The sequence below is a fragment of the Pseudomonas sp. H3_C08 genome (assembly GCF_054669455.1).
This window is the reverse complement of record NZ_CP162803.1, coordinates 3158923-3177567: the sequence shown is the minus strand read 5'-3', so window position 1 is coordinate 3177567 and position 18645 is coordinate 3158923. Positions and strand designations below refer to the sequence as shown.

Here is an 18645-nt window from a genome sequence, read left to right as displayed (position 1 = left end):
TTTGATGCAGGTTCTGTCAACGCATTTCCCTGTCGTCCACCCAGCGTAGCCCTTTAAACAAGGGCTGCTGCGAATTAGGGCGACTTTTCTAACTATTGATTCTATGAATGGCTTCACATGCAGACGCGTGTTGCGGGTCTTCGTCTTACAGAAATGACCGCAAAGTCGCATTTCAACCCGTATTTTGGGCGATTGACAATTGTCGGAAATTCCGTGAAGGTGACGTACCCAAATCAAACGGGCGTATGAATTGAGCGTTTGTCTTACAGACTGCTCCTACAGAATCCCGACTATCGCGTTGGCGGGTGTGCCGGGTGGATTGGCGTTAGCATCGACGAAAAAGCGTCCTGCCGAGCCATTCGCCTGCGTCCGACGTGTACTGTTCAGCTTCCATATCGTGGAGATCAGTTGATGATTTACGAAGGTAAAGCCATCACGGTTAAAGCTCTTGAAAGTGGCATCGTCGAATTGAAATTCGACCTCAAGGGTGAGTCCGTCAACAAGTTCAACCGTCTAACCCTGAACGAACTGCGTCAGGCCGTAGACACCATCAAGGCAGATGCTTCGATCAAGGGCGTGATCGTCAGCAGTGGCAAGGACGTGTTCATCGTCGGCGCCGACATCACCGAATTTGTCGACAACTTCAAGCTGCCGGATGCCGAGCTGGTTGCTGGCAATCTCGAAGCCAACAAGATCTTCAGCGATTTCGAAGACCTCAACGTCCCAACCGTAGTGGCCATCAATGGCATCGCCCTGGGCGGCGGTCTGGAAATGTGCCTGGCGGCTGACTATCGCGTCATGTCGACCAAAGCCAAGATCGGCCTGCCGGAAGTCAAGCTGGGTATCTACCCAGGCTTCGGTGGCACCGTGCGTCTGCCGCGCTTGATCGGTGTCGATAACGCCATCGAGTGGATTGCCTCCGGTAAGGAAAACCGCCCTGAAGACGCCCTGAAAGTCAGCGCCGTCGACGCCGTGGTTGCTCCTGAAAAACTGCAGGAAGCTGCCCTTGAACTGATCAAGCGCGCCATCTCCGGCGAGTTCGATTTCAAGGCCAAGCGTCAGCCGAAACTTGAAAAACTCAAGCTGAACGCTATTGAACAGATGATGGCTTTCGAAACCGCCAAAGGTTTCGTCGCCGGCCAGGCTGGCCCGAACTACCCGGCGCCGGTTGAAGCGATCAAGACTATCCAGAAAGCCGCGAACTTCGGTCGTGACAAGGCGCTGGAAGTCGAAGCTGCCGGTTTCGTCAAACTGGCCAAGACCTCTGCCGCGCAGAGCTTGATCGGTCTGTTCCTGAACGATCAGGAGCTGAAGAAAAAGGCCAAGGCCTACGACGAAATCGCCAAAGACGTGAAGCAGGCCGCTGTACTCGGCGCCGGCATCATGGGTGGCGGTATCGCTTATCAGTCGGCCTCCAAAGGTACGCCGATCCTGATGAAGGACATCAACGAGCACGGCATCGAGCAGGGTCTGGCTGAAGCCGCCAAACTGCTGGTTGGCCGCGTTGATAAGGGTCGCATGACCGCTGCGAAAATGGCTGAAGTGCTCAACGCCATTCGTCCGACCCTGTCCTACGGCGACTTCGGTCACGTCGATCTGGTTGTCGAAGCTGTGGTCGAGAACCCGAAGGTCAAGCAAGCTGTACTGGCTGAAGTCGAAGGTCAGGTCAAAGAGGACACCATCCTCGCGTCCAACACCTCGACTATTTCCATCAGCCTGCTGGCCAAGGCCCTCAAGCGTCCGGAAAACTTCGTCGGCATGCACTTCTTCAACCCGGTGCACATGATGCCGCTGGTGGAAGTGATCCGTGGCGAGAAGTCCAGCGAGCTGGCTGTTGCCACCACCGTTGCCTACGCCAAGAAAATGGGCAAGAACCCGATCGTCGTCAACGACTGCCCGGGCTTCCTCGTTAACCGCGTGCTGTTCCCGTACTTCGGCGGTTTCGCCAAGCTGGTCAGCGCCGGTGTCGACTTCGTCCGTATCGACAAAGTCATGGAAAAATTTGGCTGGCCGATGGGCCCGGCGTACCTGATGGACGTGGTCGGCATCGACACCGGTCACCATGGTCGTGACGTCATGGCTGAAGGTTTCCCGGATCGCATGAAGGATGACCGTCGTTCGGCCATCGACGTGCTGTACGAAGCCAAGCGCCTGGGCCAGAAGAACGGCAAGGGCTTCTACGCCTACGAGGCCGACAAGAAAGGCAAGCAGAAGAAAGTCGCCGACCCTTCGGTGCTGGAAGTGCTCAAGCCGATCGTTTACGAGCAGCGCGAAGTCACAGACGAAGACATCATCAACTGGATGATGATCCCGCTGTGCCTGGAAACCGTGCGTTGCCTGGAAGACGGCATCGTTGAAACTGCCGCCGAAGCCGACATGGGTCTGGTCTACGGTATCGGTTTCCCTCCATTCCGTGGCGGTGCGCTGCGCTACATCGATTCGATCGGTGTTGCCGAGTTCGTTGCCCTGGCTGACCAATACGCTGATTTGGGCGCGCTGTACCACCCGACCGCGAAGCTGCGCGAAATGGCCAAAAACGGCCAGAGCTTCTTCGGTTAAGCGCCCCCAACTAGAGTGAGAGTGAACTTATGAGCTTGAATCCTAGAGACGTCGTGATTGTCGACTTCGGTCGTACTCCGATGGGCCGCTCCAAGGGCGGCATGCACCGCAACACCCGCGCCGAAGACATGTCGGCGCACCTGATCAGCAAGTTGCTGGAACGCAACGCCAAGGTCGATCCTGCAGAAGTCGAGGACGTGATCTGGGGCTGCGTCAACCAGACCCTGGAGCAGGGCTGGAACATCGCGCGCATGGCTTCGCTGATGACCCAGATCCCGCACACCTCGGCCGGTCAGACTGTCAGCCGTCTGTGCGGCTCGTCGATGAGTGCGCTGCACACCGCTGCGCAAGCAATCATGACCGGCAACGGTGACGTGTTCGTGGTTGGCGGCGTCGAGCATATGGGCCATGTGAGCATGATGCACGGTGTCGATCCGAACCCGCACATGTCGCTGTACGCGGCGAAAGCCTCGGGCATGATGGGCCTGACCGCTGAAATGCTCGGCAAAATGCACGGCATCACTCGCGAACAACAGGACGCTTTCGGCGTGCGTTCCCACCAGTTGGCCCACAAGGCCACCGTGGAAGGCAAGTTCAAGGATGAAATCATCCCGATGCAGGGCTATGACGAGAACGGTTTCCTGAAACTGTTCGACTACGACGAAACCATTCGTCCGGAAACCACCCTGGAAAGTCTGGCGGCCCTCAAGCCTGCCTTCAATCCAAAGGGCGGCACCGTGACTGCCGGTACTTCGTCGCAGATCACCGATGGTGCTTCGTGCATGATCGTGATGTCGGCGCAGCGTGCGCAGGACCTGGGTATCCAGCCAATGGCGGTGATCCGTTCGATGGCAGTGGCGGGTGTGGATCCGGCAATCATGGGCTATGGTCCAGTTCCGGCGACACAAAAAGCCCTGAAGCGTGCGGGCCTTGGCATCAACGATATCGACTTCTTCGAGCTCAACGAAGCTTTCGCCGCACAGGCCCTGCCAGTGCTGAAAGATCTGAAAGTACTCGACAAGATGAACGAGAAGGTTAACCTGCACGGCGGTGCGATCGCCCTGGGTCACCCGTTCGGTTGCTCCGGTGCCCGTATTTCCGGCACTTTGCTGAACGTGATGAAGCAGAATAGCGGTACCTTCGGGGTGGCCACTATGTGCATTGGTCTCGGCCAAGGCATCTCCACCGTCTTCGAACGCGTTTAAGCGTCTCGTCGATGGAAGCCGGGGCCAAGTGCCCCGGTTTTTGTTTTTGTGGATTTATTTTGTTTTTATTTTTGAAAAAATTTGAGTGAGGGCCGAAGCATGCCGATACAACCTGGGCTCTACCAACATTACAAAGGTCCGCAGTACCGCGTATTCAGTGTTGCGCGGCATTCCGAGACCGAAGAAGAAGTGGTCTTTTACCAAGCCCTGTATGGCGATTACGGCTTTTGGGTACGCCCTCTGAGCATGTTTCTCGAGTCAGTCGAGGTTGACGGCGAGCAGGTGCCACGCTTTGCTTTGGTGCAAGCCGAACCGAGCCTTTTTTCCAAGGCATAAGGCGAGTGCGCACAGAACCCTGTGCTTGACCTCACCTTGTATCAACTATATATAGCGGTGCCGCGTCAGGCGCCAACCGCCTTTCACTTCTAGAATTCAGGAATTTTCTGATCCATGGGCAAATCGCTGGTCATTGTGGAATCCCCGGCTAAGGCCAAGACCATCAACAAGTATCTGGGTAACCAATACGTGGTGAAGTCGAGTATCGGCCATATCCGAGACCTGCCCACCAGCGGTTCGGCTAGCGCCAGCAAAGAGCCAGCCGCCAAGCGCGGCAAGGCTGCTGCGGGCGAAGGTCCGGTGCTCTCGCCGAAAGAGAAAGCGCGCAAGCAGCTGGTCTCGCGTATGGGTGTCGATCCTGATCATGGCTGGAAAGCCCAGTACGAGATCCTTCCGGGTAAAGAGAAGGTCATCGAAGAGCTGCGCCGGCTCGCCAAAGATGCTGACACCATCTATCTCGCAACCGACTTGGATCGCGAGGGGGAAGCCATTGCCTGGCACCTGCGCGAAGCCATCGGTGGTGACGACAGCCGCTACAAGCGTGTGGTGTTCAACGAAATCACCAAGAAAGCGATTCAGGAAGCTTTCTCGGAACCGGGTGAGCTGGACATTGATCGTGTCAACGCTCAACAGGCGCGTCGCTTCCTCGACCGCGTTGTCGGTTACATGGTCTCGCCGCTGCTGTGGGCGAAGATCGCTCGTGGCTTGTCCGCCGGTCGCGTGCAATCGGTTGCCGTGAAGCTGGTGGTTGAGCGTGAACGTGAAATTCGCGCGTTCAACCCGGAAGAGTACTGGGAAGTGCATGCCGATCTCGGCACCACCAAAGGCTCCACCGTGCGTTTCGAAGTGGCTCGCGAAAAAGGCGAAGCGTTCAAGCCGCTCAACGAAGCTCAGGCCATGGCCGCGCTGGAGAAACTCAAATCTTCCAGCTACAGCATCGTCAAGCGCGAAGACAAACCGACCAGCAGCAAGCCGTCGGCGCCGTTCATCACATCGACCCTGCAACAGGCAGCGAGCAATCGCCTGGGCTTCGGCGTGAAGAAAACCATGATGATGGCCCAGCGTCTGTACGAAGCCGGCTACATCACCTACATGCGTACCGACTCGACCAACCTCTCGGCTGATGCCGTGACGATGGCGCGTACTTACATCGAAGACGAGTTCGGCAAGAAGTACCTGCCGGAAACGCCGAACGTCTACAGCAGCAAGGAAGGCGCACAAGAGGCTCACGAAGCGATTCGTCCTTCTGACGCCAACACCACGCCAAGCAAGCTGGCGGGTATGGAGCGTGACGCTGAGCGTCTCTACGAGCTGATCTGGCGCCAGTTCCTCGCTTGCCAGATGCTGCCGGCGCAATACCTGTCGACCACCGTCAGCGTAGGCGCTGGTGACTTCGAGCTGCGCGCCAAGGGCCGTATCCTCAAGTTTGACGGTTACACCCGTGTCATGCCGCAGATTGCCAAACCGGGTGATGACGACGTTCTGCCTGATATGGCGCAGGGCGACGTGATGAAGCTGATCAAGCTCGATCCATCGCAGCACTTCACCAAACCGCCGGCCCGCTACTCGGAAGCCAGTCTGGTGAAAGAAATGGAAAAGCGCGGTATCGGTCGTCCTTCGACTTACGCTGCGATCATTTCGACCATTCAGGATCGCGGTTACGTGACTCTGCACAACCGTCGTTTCTACTCGGAAAAGATGGGCGACATCGTCACCGAGCGTCTGTCGGAAAGCTTCTCGAACCTCATGGACTACGGCTTCACCGCAGGCATGGAAGAGAACCTCGATGACGTGGCGCAGGGCGAGCGCGACTGGAAAAACGTACTGGACGAGTTCTACGGCGACTTCAAAAAGAAACTCGAAGTAGCCGAAAACCCGGACAGCGGCATGCGTGCCAACCAGCCGGTCATGACCGACATTCCGTGCACGACTTGTGGTCGTCCGATGCAGATTCGTACCGCGTCGACAGGCGTTTTCCTCGGTTGTTCAGGCTACAGCCTGCCGCCGAAAGAACGCTGCAAGGCCACCGTCAACCTGGTGCCGGGCGATGAAATCGCCGCGGACGACGAGGGTGAGTCGGAATCGCTGGTACTGCGTGGCAAGCACCGCTGCCCGATCTGCAGCACGGCGATGGACGCGTACCTGCTCGACGAAAAACGCAAGCTGCACATCTGTGGTAACAACCCGGATTGCGCAGGCTACGAAATCGAAGAGGGCAGCTATCGCATCAAGGGCTACGAAGGTCCGAGCCTGGAATGCGACAAGTGCGGCAGCGAGATGCAACTCAAGACCGGGCGTTTCGGCAAGTTCTTCGGTTGCACCAACCCGACCTGCAAGAACACCCGTAAACTGCTCAAGAGCGGTGACGCGGCGCCGCCGAAAATGGATCCGGTGAAGATGCCTGAGCTGAAATGCGAAAAGGTCAACGACACCTACATCCTGCGTGACGGTGCGTCCGGTCTGTTCCTGGCTGCCAGTCAGTTCCCGAAAAACCGTGAGACCCGTGCTCCGCTGGTGATCGAGATTCTGCCGCACAAGGACGAGATCGATCCGAAGTACCACTTCCTCTGCGACGCTCCACAGAAAGATCCTGATGGTCTTCCGGCGGTGATTCGCTACAGCCGCAAGACCAAGGAGCAATACGTACAGACCGAAGTCGATGGCAAGCCTACCGGTTGGAAGGCGTACTTCGATGGCGGCAAGTGGACGGTTGAAGACAAACGTACGAAGGCCAAAGCTGAGTAAGCGTTAGCCTGATACTGAAAGGCCGCATGATGACCCCTCCGGGTTTTCATGCGGCCTTTTTGTTTTGTGCTTGCGGTGGGATCGGCTGATCCACGACACTGTCCGGCCTGTGTGAAGCAAATATTTCGTTGTGGAGAGCGCCGTCATGGCTCACGAACTCTATACCCGCACCAACCAGAAGATCTATTTCGCCGGACTGTCGCTCGAAGCTCTGGCTCGCGCCGAAGAGGGGCGAGCGATGAATTCGCTGGCGTTGATTCAGGCGGGGCGTGAATCGGCGTTGTTTCACCTTTACGGCGCTTTGCTCGGTCTTTGTCACGAGATCGCTGGTTTCTATCGTCTACCGCAGGCCAATGCACCACGCGCCGAGATGCTGCTGACACGTGAGGTGCTGGAGTCGATCGCGATTCCCGAGTTGGCCGAGATGGTCGAACTCGCGGGAAACTCTGAAACCTGGCTGGCAAAACTGCTGGCTGCGCATTCGGCGCTGTTCCAGCCGCCACGGGTGCCACACAAGCCCAAAGGGGACGTGACTCAGCCGCTGATTCAGGCGATTAATCTGGATGAAGAACAAGCGCCAGAAGAGTTGAGTCGAGAGGAGCTGGAGAGCTGGCGGCAAAATCTGAAAGGCTTGGCGATTCGCTTTCGCGAAGGCTTGAACGAGTGCTGAGGGTGATTGACACGGTGGCAATCTGAAACATGCTGCTGGTCAAGATCCCGAGCGAAGCCTGAATGATGTCTATATAATCCCTGCCTTTCGTGGAGAACAGACCTATATGCCAACGTCCTTTCTAGAAATTGTCGAGTTACCAGACGGCCGAATCGAACTGCGCAGGGCTGAGGACGAGGGTTCTCTGGTGACGCTGGATTTCTCCGACGATGCCAAGGCGTTCCTTCAAGGTCAGCATGTAGAAATCGCCAAGGCGATGCTAAGCGTCGGCGTGCAGATGGCCGGTCGTATGGTCGAAGGCGAGTTTGATAAGGAAGAGGGGCCGCGGGTTCTTCATTGATCCGCGCCTTTGCTTTTTAATGTTACCGCTTCAGATCGGCTTCTCTGTCCCTGGAGAAGCCCTGCGCTTCACACAGCGCGTAGTCGCAACCCTCAACCCAAGCGAATATTCAAGCTCTGAGCTTCGCCCGTGCGTGCGGCGCTGATCAGTTGTTGCCGCGAGTGGGTGTTTAGCGGGTTGAGCCAGGTGACCACAGTGTGGCTGCGCCCCAACCGCAGAGCTTCGCACGCCAGTTGCTGGGCGCTTTGAGCACCCCGTGGTTGCAGTAGCAGAATACGTTCGCGGTTCAGGCCGGCATCCCGCAGCCAGGTTTGAGTCAGGCTGGCAGGTGGTGCGATCAATGTCAGCCAGCGTGCGTCCTGATCTTCGCTGAGTTCGCGAAGAATCGGGGCGAGCAGGTTCAGGCAGTTCCCGGCCGCACCACGCAGTGACAGCTCACTGAATACTTCGGGTTCGGCATTCCAGGGGCGTTCGACCACGTCTTTCAGGATCGGCGCCATCGGTTGCGCCAGAAACGCTTCGAATAAAGGCAGTTGTGTTTGCTGAGGGGTGTGTGGGAACTGCATAAAGCCTCCTTTAGCGGCGGATTACGCCGACACTCAAGCCTTCGATCACCAGTTCCTGATCTTTCAGGTCGACTTCGATAGGGGCGAACTCGGGGTTTTCGGCAATCAGCCAGACCTTGCTACCTTCACGCTTGAAACGTTTGACCGTCACTTCGTCGCCGATACGGGCAACGACGACCTGGCCATTACGTGCTTCGCGGGTGGTGTGCACGGCAAGAAGGTCACCGTCGAAAATACCGATGTCCTTCATGCTCATGCCGTGTACGCGCAGCAGATAGTCGGCGCGCGGATGAAAGAAGGCCGGGTTGATGTTGCAGGATTCTTCGATGTGCTGCTGGGCGAGGATCGGCGCGCCGGCAGCGACCCGGCCTATGATTGGCAGGGTAGAGTCGTCGGCCTTGGCTTCAAAGCCGGGTATGCGAATACCGCGAGAAGCGCCCGGTGTCATCTCGATGGCGCCTTTTCGGGCCAGTGCCTTGAGATGTTCTTCAGCCGCGTTCGGCGACTTGAAGCCCAGTTCCTGAGCGATTTCCGCACGGGTCGGCGGATAGCCGTTGTCTTCGAGGCAGCGTTTGATAAAGGCCAGAATCTCGGCTTGGCGTGGCGTCAGCTTTAGCATATTGATCGCTCTGTCTTTTTATACAGTGACTGGGATTATATACAGTGAAGCGTCCTTGGCAATGCCCGTTTTTTTGCAGGCCGCCAGACGGTCGGCATTCGTGCTTATTAATGAGTTGGGCTTGTGTGGTTAAATAGCTGACCGACCATTCCCAAAACGAACCGGCAGGCTTGACAAGGCACAGGCTGAAACGTATGTTTCAAACAAGTGTTTGTCAGGCGGAGTAGCCATGGCCCAGTCGGAAACCGTTGAACGCATTCTTGATGCTGCCGAGCAGTTGTTCGCGGAGAAAGGTTTCGCCGAAACCTCATTGCGTTTGATCACCAGCAAGGCCGGCGTCAACCTGGCAGCGGTGAACTATCACTTCGGCTCGAAAAAAGCGCTGATTCAAGCGGTTTTCTCGCGCTTCCTCGGGCCGTTCTGCATCAGCCTCGATAAAGAACTGGAGCGCCGTCAGGCCAAGCCTGAAAACAAGCCGACGCTTGAAGAGTTGCTCGAAATCCTCGTCGAGCAGGCCCTTGTGGTGCAACCACGCAGCGGCAATGACCTGTCGATCTTCATGCGCTTGCTCGGCCTCGCGTTCAGCCAGAGCCAGGGCCACTTGCGCCGTTATCTGGAAGACATGTACGGCAAGGTATTCCGTCGCTACATGTTGCTGGTCAACGAAGCCGCACCACGCATTCCGCCGATCGAGCTGTTCTGGCGCGTGCACTTCATGCTCGGCGCCGCGGCGTTCAGCATGTCTGGCATCAAGGCGTTGCGCGCAATTGCCGAGACCGATTTCGGCGTCAACACCTCCATTGAGCAAGTGATGCGCCTGATGGTGCCGTTCCTCGCTGCGGGCATGCGTGCCGAAACCGGCGTCACTGACGCCGCGATGGCCACCGCGCAACTGCGTCCGCGCAGTAAATCAACGCCGGTCGCCGCCAAGGTTTAACCGCGCACGGGTGGGCGCGGCAGCTTGTATCCGCTAAGCTAGCCGCCCATGCCGACTCTCGTTCTGAACCCGAAATCCATAGAAATTGCCGACCTGCCGAGCATTGCTCAGGGTAGCGATTTGCTGCGGATCGGGTTTTTCGTTTTCAAGGAATCTCTATGACTGCTGGCCTGCAAGGCTCGTTGATGGTGGACGTCGCCGGTACCTGGCTGACGGCCGAAGATCGCCAATTGTTGCGTCAGCCCGAAGTGGGCGGCCTGATCATTTTCGCGCGCAACATCGAGCATCCGCGTCAGGTGCGTGAGCTCAGCGCGGCGATTCGGGCGATTCGTCCGGATCTGCTGCTGGCGGTGGATCAAGAGGGCGGTCGCGTGCAGCGCCTGCGTCAGGGCTTCGTGCGCCTGCCGGCCATGCGTGCCATCGCCGACAATCCGAACGCCGAATACCTCGCCGAGCAATGCGGCTGGATCATGGCCACTGAAGTGCTGGCGGTCGGTCTCGACCTGAGTTTCGCCCCGGTGCTGGATCTGGATTACCAGCGCAGCGCTGTTGTCGGCACCCGTTCATTTGAGGGCGATCCGGAGCGCGCCGCAGTGCTTGCCGGAGCGTTCATTCGCGGCATGAACAGCGCGGGTATGGCTGCTACTGGCAAGCATTTCCCTGGCCACGGCTGGGCCGAAGCTGATTCCCACGTGGCGATCCCGAACGACGAGCGCAGCCTGGACGAGATCCGCGCCAACGATCTCGTGCCCTTCGCCAGGCTCAGCAAACAATTGGCCGCTGTGATGCCGGCCCACGTTATCTACCCGCAAGTCGACTCGCAGCCTGCCGGCTTCTCCCGGCGCTGGTTGCAGGACATCCTGCGCGGCGAATTGCAGTTCGACGGTGTGATCTTCAGCGACGACCTGTCGATGGCCGGCGCCCACGTGGTTGGCGATGCCGCCAGTCGTATTGAGGCCGCACTCACGGCCGGTTGCGACATGGGCCTGGTATGCAACGATCGCGCCGCTGCCGAACTGGCCCTGAGCGCCGCGCAGCGCATGAAGGTCAAGCCTTCAGACCGCATCGCGCGCATGCGCGGTCAGGCATTCGCCAGCACCGATTACCGTCAGGATCCGCGCTGGCTCACCGCCGTTGGCGCCCTCAAAGATGCTCAACTGATCGATTAAGGATTTTCGCTATGACGGTTTACGCAATCATCGGTGGCACCGGCCTGACCCAGCTCGAAGGCTTGACCATTCGCCAGTCACTGGCGGTGGACACTCCCTACGGCGCGCCATCGGCCGACGTGCAGATCGGTGAATACGCCGGCAAGGAAGTGCTGTTCCTCGCCCGTCACGGCCATCCGCATCGTTTCCCGCCGCACAAGGTCAACTACCGCGCCAACCTGTGGGCGCTGAAGCAGGCCGGTGCCGAAGCAATCATTGCCGTTAACGCGGTGGGCGGTATTCATCCAGCGATGGGCACCGGTCATTTCTGCGTGCCGCACCAGATCGTCGACTACACCAGTGGGCGCGAGCACACTTTCTTCGCCGATGATCTGGAGCACGTCACCCATATCGACTTCAGCTTCCCCTACAGCGAGCCGCTGCGTCAGCAGTTGATTGCTGCGGTGGCTGCCGAAGGCTGCGAATACAGCGATCAAGGCGTGTATGCCTGCACTCAGGGCCCGCGTCTGGAAACCGTGGCGGAGATCGTGCGTCTTGAGCGCGATGGCTGCGACATCGTTGGCATGACCGGCATGCCGGAAGGGGCGCTGGCGCGTGAGCTGGATCTGGATTACGCCTGTCTGGCGCTGGTAGTGAACCCAGCCGCGGGCAAGACCACCGAAGTAATTACCATGGCTGAGATCGAGCAGGCCTTGCATGACGGCATGGGCAAGGTGAAGGCGACGTTGGCGCGGGTGTTGGCCGGCTAAGGGCTGCCCATGAGCATTTTCATCGAAAGGCTAAAGTCGTTGGCCTGGACTCAGGCATTCAGTAGCAAGGCGCTGGCCAAGGCTCGGGCTTATGCCGCCGAAGACCGGGTAGAGATCATCGAGATCGATGACAGAAAGGTCGAGGCGTTCTGCGTCGGTTCGGAAGATCAGGCGTATGAACAAACCATTTACCTGTCCGAAGATCGGCTGGGTTCCGTCAACGTGCGTTGCCTGTGCACCTGTCCTGTCTCAATCGACTGCAAACACTGCGCTGCGGTGCTCTATCACCTGCAGGGCAGTGATCATGAAGCGTCCGAAAGTAACGCACAGACCCAGTTGGGGCGGGCGCTGGAACATTGGCTTTCGACCATTCCCGTGCCGGCCAAGCCCATCGAAGAAGGCGCGCAAACTGCAGGCACGCGCCTGTTTTACAAGCTCAAGCCAACGTCAGTGAGCGGCAAATGGCTGCTCGATATTTTCAAGGTCTCCCAGCTCAAAAGCGGCGAGTTACGCGAAGTCAAACCGATGTATTCGCTGGCGGAAATGCTCATGCGTCAGCCCGGCTACCTGTCCGAGCTGGATCTGCGCGTCGCCAGGCTGCTGGTTGCCATGCACTCCCATCACGCCTATTACAGCGGCTTTCCGCTGGAAGGCAGCAGCGGCGCCGAACTGCTGGAAATGCTCCTGCGCACCTCGCGGCTGTTCCTCGATTTCGAGGATCTGCAACCGTTGATGTCTGGCGCGAAACGCATCGGCCGGTTCGCCTGGGCCGAGCAGGCCGACGGCGGGTTCCGCGCGCAGTGGAGCAGTGCCGAGGCTGCGCAGGAAACCGTGCTGGCGCTGGAGCCGCTTTATTACCTGGATCGTGAACAGCGGCAGATTGGCCCTCTGTTCAATGAACTGGATGAAAAACTGGCCAGTCATTTGACTCTGGCGCCGGACATTCCGGCGCGTCAGGCCATGCAGTTCAGTCATCGCATGAGTGCGGCAACGAGAATCCCGCCGCCACACCAACTGACCGAACGAATCATTGACGACGTACTACCGCAGCCGCAACTCACCCTCGTCAGCGGTCGGGAGCGCTCGCGCTGGGAATACGTTCTTGAGCACCGCGCCGCCCTGGTGTTTACCTACAACGGCCAGCCGACGGTGGATCGCAACCCGGAAGTAATGATCCTCAACGGTACCGAAACCCAGCGCATTCAACGCCAGCCTGCGGTGGAAAAGAAACTGCGTCAGATCCTGCAAAAGTTCGGCTTCAAGAAAGCCACGCGCAAGAGCTCGCTGGATCGTCCCGGCGAGATGTTCACGTTGCCGGATGATTCCGCCTGGCTCGGGTTTATGCACGAAGGGCTTGCCACGTTGCGCGCCTCGAACTGGGAAGTCGAGATGAGTCCCGGCTTTCATTTCAATGTGCAGCCAGTCGAGCATTGGTACGCGGAGGTCGAGGAAGAGGCCGGGCATCAGTGGTTTGATTTGCAGTTGGGTATCGTCGTCAATGGTCAGCGCTATAGTTTGCTACCAATCCTTCTGCACTTGTTGCGCACCCAGCCGCGCTTGCTTGACCCGGTCAATCTGGCACAACGCAGCGATGACGAAAAACTCCTGATCGAACTGAAGCCCAGCGGTTTTGGCGACCCTTCGGGCGCCAAGGTCGCGCTGCCGCTGAGTCGGATCAAACCGCTGATGGCCACGCTGGGCGAGTTGTACCTGGGCGGTCATCAGGGCGATGCACTGCGCTTGAGTGTCCCGGATGCCGCGCGCTTGAGTATGCTCGATGGCGTGCCGCTGGATTGGCAGGGTGGCGAGCGGCTGCGCACCTTCGCCAAGCGCTTGCAGAATTCCAGTCACACCCAGGTCGCTGCGCCGGCCGGCCTTAACGCGCAACTGCGCCCCTATCAGCTCGAAGGCCTGAACTGGATGCAAACCCTGCGCGAGCTTGAAGTAGGCGGCATTCTGGGCGATGACATGGGGCTGGGCAAAACGCTGCAAACCTTGGCGCATCTGCTCACGGAAAAACACGCCGGACGCCTCGATTGCCCGGCTCTGGCGGTGATGCCGACCAGCCTGATTCCCAACTGGCTCGACGAGGCCGAGCGCTTCACCCCCCAGTTGAAAGTGTTGGCGCTGCACGGCTCGGGGCGGCAAAAGGATTTCGCTGATCTGGCTGAATACGATCTGGTACTGACCACTTACGCTTTGCTGCCGAGGGATCTCGAGGTTCTACAGCCGCAGTTGTGGAGCGTGCTGATTCTCGACGAAGCGCAGAACATCAAGAACCCGCTCAGCAAAGCCGCGCAGGCCGCACGCGATTTGCAGGCCCGCCAGCGCTTGTGCCTGAGCGGCACGCCATTGGAAAACCACTTGGGCGAGCTTTGGTCGCAGTTTCATTTCCTCATGCCCGGTTGGCTCGGCGACAGCAAGTCCTTCAATCGCGATTACCGCACGCCAATCGAGAAGCACGGCAATGTTCAGCGCATGCAGCACCTGACAGCGCGCATCAAGCCGTTTTTGCTGCGCCGCAAAAAGGATCAGGTGGCCACCGAACTGCCGCCGAAAACCGAAATTGTCCATTGGGTCGATCTCAGCGACGGCCAGCGGGATGTCTATGAAACGGTTCGCGTGGCGATGGACAAAAAAGTCCGCGACGAAATTGCCCGCAGTGGCGTGGCGCGCAGTCAGATCATCATTCTGGATGCCTTGCTCAAGCTGCGGCAGGTCTGTTGCGACCTGCGCCTGATCAACATGCCGCTGACAGCGAAGGCGCTGCGCTCCGGCAGTGGCAAGTTGATCAGCCTGATGGAGATGCTCGAAGAGTTGCTCGGCGAAGGTCGAAGAATCCTGCTGTTTTCGCAGTTCACCTCGATGCTCGCCTTGATCGAGGAAGAATTGCAGCAACGTGACATTGCCTATTCGCTGCTGACCGGAGACACCACGGATCGACGCACACCGGTGAAGGATTTTCAGGGCGGCAAGGTGCCGCTGTTTCTCATCAGTCTCAAAGCGGGCGGTACCGGTTTGAACCTGACCGCTGCGGACACGGTGATTCACTTCGACCCTTGGTGGAACCCGGCGGTGGAGAATCAGGCCACCGATCGTGCGTATCGAATCGGGCAAAACAACCCGGTGTTCGTTTACAAGCTGATTGCTCGTGGCACGGTAGAGGAAAAAATACAGGCGCTGCAGCAGGAGAAAGCGGCGTTGGCCGGGGCGGTGCTTGAGGGCGGGACGACAGGTGGCTGGAAGCTGGAGCAGAGTGACATTGAGGCGCTGTTTGCACCGTTGCCGGTTTCCAAGGATTGAGCCTGGGTTTTAAACGTTATACCGAGGTGAGCCATTCGCGAGCAGGCTCGCTCCCACATTAGATTTGTGTGATTCACAAGATCCCTGTGAACACTGGATTGGTGAATGCCACCGATCCAGTGTGGGAGCGAGCCTGCTCGCGAAAGCTATCTAACAGGCGACGCAGATATCAACGCTTGTCGGACTTATCCGGCAACGGCGCAAACAACGCCTCGATATCATCACTCTGCAACTTCCAGTCCCCGGCCTTGCGCCCATCCAGCACGCCCGCTGCCAAGTCGGATTTCTCCTTTTGCAGGTGCTGAATCTTCTCTTCCACGGTGCCCCGGGCAATCATCTTGTAGACGAACACCGGTTTCTCCTGGCCGATCCGATAGGCGCGATCCGTCGCCTGATTCTCGGTGGCCGGGTTCCACCACGGGTCGTAATGAATCACCGTGTCGGCCTCGGTCAGGTTCAAACCGACGCCGCCGGCCTTCAGGCTGATCAGAAAGATCTGACGCTTGCCGCTCTGGAATTCCTTCACCGGCGTGCGCCGATCCCGGGTCTGGCCGGTCAGTAGCGCGTAGGACACGTTACGTTTTTTCAACTCTTCCTCGATCAACGACAGCATCGAAGTGAACTGCGAAAACAGCAGAATCCGCCGGCCTTCCTCGAACAACTCCTCGAGCATTTCCATCAAACTGTCGAGCTTGCCTGACGTGCTGCCGCGAGCGGGCAGGGTGGCGTCATTGACCAGGCGCAGATCGCAGCAGACCTGACGCAGTTTGAGCAGCGCCTCAAGAATGATGATCTGGCTGCGCGCCACGCCTTTGCGGGTGATCTCGTCGCGGACCTTCTTGTCCATCGCCAGGCGCATGGTTTCATACACATCGCGCTGCGCTTCGTTGAGATCGACCCAATGGATGATCTCGGTTTTCGGCGGCAACTCGGTCGCCACTTGTTCCTTGGTGCGGCGCAGCAAGAACGGTTTTATCCGACCGTTGAGGTGCTGAAGCCTGACTTCACTGCCGCGCTTTTCAATCGGCACGCGGTAATCGGCGTTGAAGCTTTTTACGTCGCCGAGCCAGCCGGGCAGCAGGAAGTGAAACAGCGACCACAGCTCGCCCAAGTGATTTTCCAGCGGCGTACCGCTGAGGCACAAGCGCTGGCGTGCATTAAGCTCGCGGGCGGCTTGAGCGGCTTTGCTGTTCGGATTCTTGATGTACTGCGCTTCATCCAGCACCAGCACATGCAGCGGCTGTTTGGCCAGACGTTCGACGTCTTTCGGCAGCAGGGCGTAGGTGGTGAGGATCAGGTCGAAGTCGGCCAGATTATCGAAATGCTTTTTGCGAGTGGCGCCATACAGGGCAACCACTTTCAGTTGCGGGGTAAAGTGCGCCGCCTCATCGAGCCAGTTCGGAATCAGGCTGGTCGGCATCACCACCATGCACGGGCGATCGAGACGTCCGGCGTTTTTCTCGCTGAGAATATGCGCCAGGGTCTGTAGGGTTTTACCCAAGCCCATGTCATCCGCGAGAATCCCGCCGACTTCCAGTTGCCGTAGCGACTGCATCCAGCTTAAGCCTTCGAGCTGATAAGGCCGCAACGTCGCATTCAAGCCTTCAGGCGCCTCTGCGCTGAAATCACGAATATCGCGCAGGCGTTGGGCAAACGTGCGGATCTGCTCGCCGCCCTCCCACAGCAGCGGAAGGCCTTCCAGCGAATTCAGGCGGGTGGCGTCGGCCTTGCTCAGGCGCAGGGTGGTTTCGCCCGGCTCTTGCAAATAGAACTCGCCGAGCGTCATCAATACCGGCTTCAACCGGCCCAACGGCAAAGCCACTTGCAGCGGCCCATGCTCGCTGGTGCGTTGCGGGATGTTGACCAGAATCAGCTCGTCATCGCGACGGCGCGCCAGGCGTTCCGGATTGAGGATTTCCGCGTGCGAGCGCATCAGGTTGAGCAGGATAGGCAACAGACTCAGGCGCTCACCATTGACGATGATCCCTAGTTCCAGATCAAACCAATCGCGTTCCGGCACCTGCTCGACGGTGGCGTACCAGTCATCCACAGCGGTCAGATCGAAGCCGAATTCCTCGTCGATCTGCAATTCCCAGCCTTGGCTGCGCAGTTTCGGCAGGTCGTTGAGGGTGAACGTCAGCCAAGCGCTGTCATTGACCATCTCGTACAGTTCACCGGCGCTTTCCGGCAGGGCTTTGCTCTGGCGGGTGGCGATGCGAAAGCCGAGGATGCGCAACTGTTCGCGGTACGACTGCTCGACATCCGGATGGCGTTTGACGCGCAGCGTCTGGCTTTCCTGGCGAATCAGGATATCGCTGTTCTTCTGCCCGCTGACGTACTCGTCAAGGTAGCTGAACGAAAGCGCCGCGCGATGCTGAATGTAGCGCTGCATCTTGCCGTTGCGCGGTTCGAAGGCACTGAACTCGACACTGGCCAGCCATAGGCGTGGCAGTGGCTGCACATTGTCGACCAGCACTTGCGGTGGCGCCTTCGGGCTGCGATTTTCCAGCACGGCTTGCAGCTTTTCCAAGAGTTCGGCGTCTTTGGCGGCGGCCGGGTAATCGAGGGTTTCCTGCACTTTCAGCAGCACCGCTGCGCAGTGTTTGCAGTTGCTGCGAACCGGGCACGTGCAGCTGGCATCGACCAGCAGCAAGGTGTTTTTGGCGGATTCGCGCAGCTGGATGGTCTGGCGGTAAACGTTACCGCCAGAGCCTTCGCAACTGGCGGTGATGGTCGCATCGCCGACCTGGGCGATGCGTACCCGGTTTTCCAGGGCATAGCGGCGGCCACGCTCCAGGCTCTGTTCCTTGAATCGGCTGACCCAGGAGGGTGCCAACGGTTTACTCAGGGGCGGGGACATAAGGACTTCGATCAGTCCGGAATCGCTTCAGGCGCTTCCCGTGGCGCTGGCGCGGTCAGGGAAGTGATCTTGATCAGCAAGGCCAGATGGCCGTTGTCCAGGTAGTTGAGTTGGCCATTTTTGGTGTGGCTGTCCTGCTTCAGGCGCTCGCTCGCGGTGACCAGGCCATTGGCGTCGATCTGATTGACCCAGAAATCGGCGTTCACATCGGTGAAACGCCCCAGTTTCATTTCCAGCGTGCCCTCGATCGGGAATTGACCGAACTGCTCCTGACCGTCGCTGACCGCCACTTTTGCCGGTGCTTCGTCAAGGGTTTGCTGCCAGGCCTTGTGCATCAGCACGCTGTAGTCGCCGCTGGCGGTGAGTTTGCTGACAACGTCGTTCAACGCCGGTGTGCGTTTGCTGTCGTCGCTCAAACGCTGGGCCCCAGCGGCCCAGTCTTCCGGCGCGGCGCGGCTGACGATTGCCGGTACGGCGTTCTGGCGCACCAGAATCATTTCGACCTGATACAGGTCATCGGCGAAAGCCGAAGGGGCTACCAAAGCAAGTAGCAAAGTCACTGAGCGGAACAGGCGCATTGGGCGTCC

The 18645-nt window shown here is 58.6% G+C and carries 14 protein-coding genes; 10 read left to right on the top strand and 4 right to left on the bottom strand.

Annotated features, from left to right (window positions below; genetic code table 11):
• The first annotated feature begins 411 nt into the window (after window positions 1-411).
• The 6 genes from fadB (at window position 412) to AB4N74_RS14480 (ending at window position 7855) form a co-directional block, all read left to right on the top strand.
• The gene (fadB, locus tag AB4N74_RS14505) at window positions 412-2559 is read left to right on the top strand and encodes a fatty acid oxidation complex subunit alpha FadB (RefSeq protein ID WP_093433666.1); all 2148 of its coding nucleotides are present in this window, start codon (window positions 412-414) and stop codon (window positions 2557-2559) included.
• A 29-nt stretch (window positions 2560-2588) separates the two neighbouring features.
• Window positions 2589-3764 (top strand): acetyl-CoA C-acyltransferase FadA, encoded by a 1176-nt coding sequence (gene fadA / locus AB4N74_RS14500; protein ID WP_007910465.1) that lies wholly within the window; start codon window positions 2589-2591, stop codon window positions 3762-3764.
• A gap of 99 nt (window positions 3765-3863) precedes the next feature.
• Entirely contained in the window at window positions 3864-4100 is a 237-nt protein-coding gene (locus AB4N74_RS14495) for a DUF1653 domain-containing protein (protein ID WP_007910467.1), read from the top strand.
• 114 nt (window positions 4101-4214) lie between these two features.
• Entirely contained in the window at window positions 4215-6845 is a 2631-nt protein-coding gene (topA, locus tag AB4N74_RS14490) for a type I DNA topoisomerase (protein WP_093433668.1), read from the top strand.
• A 145-nt stretch (window positions 6846-6990) separates the two neighbouring features.
• The gene (locus AB4N74_RS14485; protein WP_099756794.1) at window positions 6991-7515 is read left to right on the top strand and encodes a DUF6586 family protein; all 525 of its coding nucleotides are present in this window, start codon (window positions 6991-6993) and stop codon (window positions 7513-7515) included.
• Window positions 7516-7621: 106 nt separating this feature from the next.
• Window positions 7622-7855 (top strand): hypothetical protein, encoded by a 234-nt coding sequence (locus AB4N74_RS14480; RefSeq protein WP_007910471.1) that lies wholly within the window; start codon window positions 7622-7624, stop codon window positions 7853-7855.
• A 92-nt stretch (window positions 7856-7947) separates the two neighbouring features.
• On the opposite strand, the gene sulA is transcribed toward AB4N74_RS14480, so the two are convergent.
• Both sulA and lexA read right to left on the bottom strand, forming a co-directional pair.
• Entirely contained in the window at window positions 7948-8421 is a 474-nt protein-coding gene (gene sulA, locus AB4N74_RS14475; RefSeq protein ID WP_095050467.1) for an SOS-induced cell division inhibitor SulA, read from the bottom strand.
• Window positions 8422-8431: 10 nt separating this feature from the next.
• Entirely contained in the window at window positions 8432-9040 is a 609-nt protein-coding gene (lexA, locus tag AB4N74_RS14470; protein WP_003226590.1) for a transcriptional repressor LexA, read from the bottom strand.
• A gap of 229 nt (window positions 9041-9269) precedes the next feature.
• On the opposite strand from lexA, the gene AB4N74_RS14465 reads away from it, so the two are divergent.
• From AB4N74_RS14465 to AB4N74_RS14450, 4 genes are all read left to right on the top strand, one after another.
• The gene (locus AB4N74_RS14465; RefSeq protein ID WP_007910473.1) at window positions 9270-9977 is read left to right on the top strand and encodes a TetR/AcrR family transcriptional regulator; all 708 of its coding nucleotides are present in this window, start codon (window positions 9270-9272) and stop codon (window positions 9975-9977) included.
• A 158-nt stretch (window positions 9978-10135) separates the two neighbouring features.
• Complete coding sequence (gene nagZ / locus AB4N74_RS14460) at window positions 10136-11146, top strand: beta-N-acetylhexosaminidase (protein ID WP_093433674.1); 1011 nt, start codon at window positions 10136-10138, stop codon at window positions 11144-11146.
• Between the two features lie 11 nt (window positions 11147-11157).
• Window positions 11158-11895: an S-methyl-5'-thioinosine phosphorylase gene (locus tag AB4N74_RS14455; RefSeq protein WP_460100957.1), complete on the top strand. Its 738-nt coding sequence runs from the start codon at window positions 11158-11160 to the stop codon at window positions 11893-11895.
• A gap of 9 nt (window positions 11896-11904) precedes the next feature.
• Window positions 11905-15198 (top strand): DEAD/DEAH box helicase, encoded by a 3294-nt coding sequence (locus AB4N74_RS14450; protein WP_460100954.1) that lies wholly within the window; start codon window positions 11905-11907, stop codon window positions 15196-15198.
• A gap of 169 nt (window positions 15199-15367) precedes the next feature.
• Here AB4N74_RS14450 and AB4N74_RS14445 read toward each other — a convergent pair whose 3' ends face one another.
• Together AB4N74_RS14445 and AB4N74_RS14440 are read right to left on the bottom strand one after the other, a co-directional pair.
• Window positions 15368-18058 carry a DEAD/DEAH box helicase gene (locus AB4N74_RS14445; protein ID WP_093433684.1) on the bottom strand — a complete coding sequence of 897 codons (2691 nt, stop codon included), beginning with the start codon at window positions 18056-18058 and terminating at the stop codon, window positions 15368-15370.
• Window positions 18059-18069: 11 nt separating this feature from the next.
• On the bottom strand, window positions 18070-18636 hold the full coding sequence (locus tag AB4N74_RS14440) for a CsiV family protein (protein ID WP_460100951.1): 567 nt from the start codon (window positions 18634-18636) through the stop codon (window positions 18070-18072).
• Between the last annotated feature and the right edge of the window lie 9 nt (window positions 18637-18645).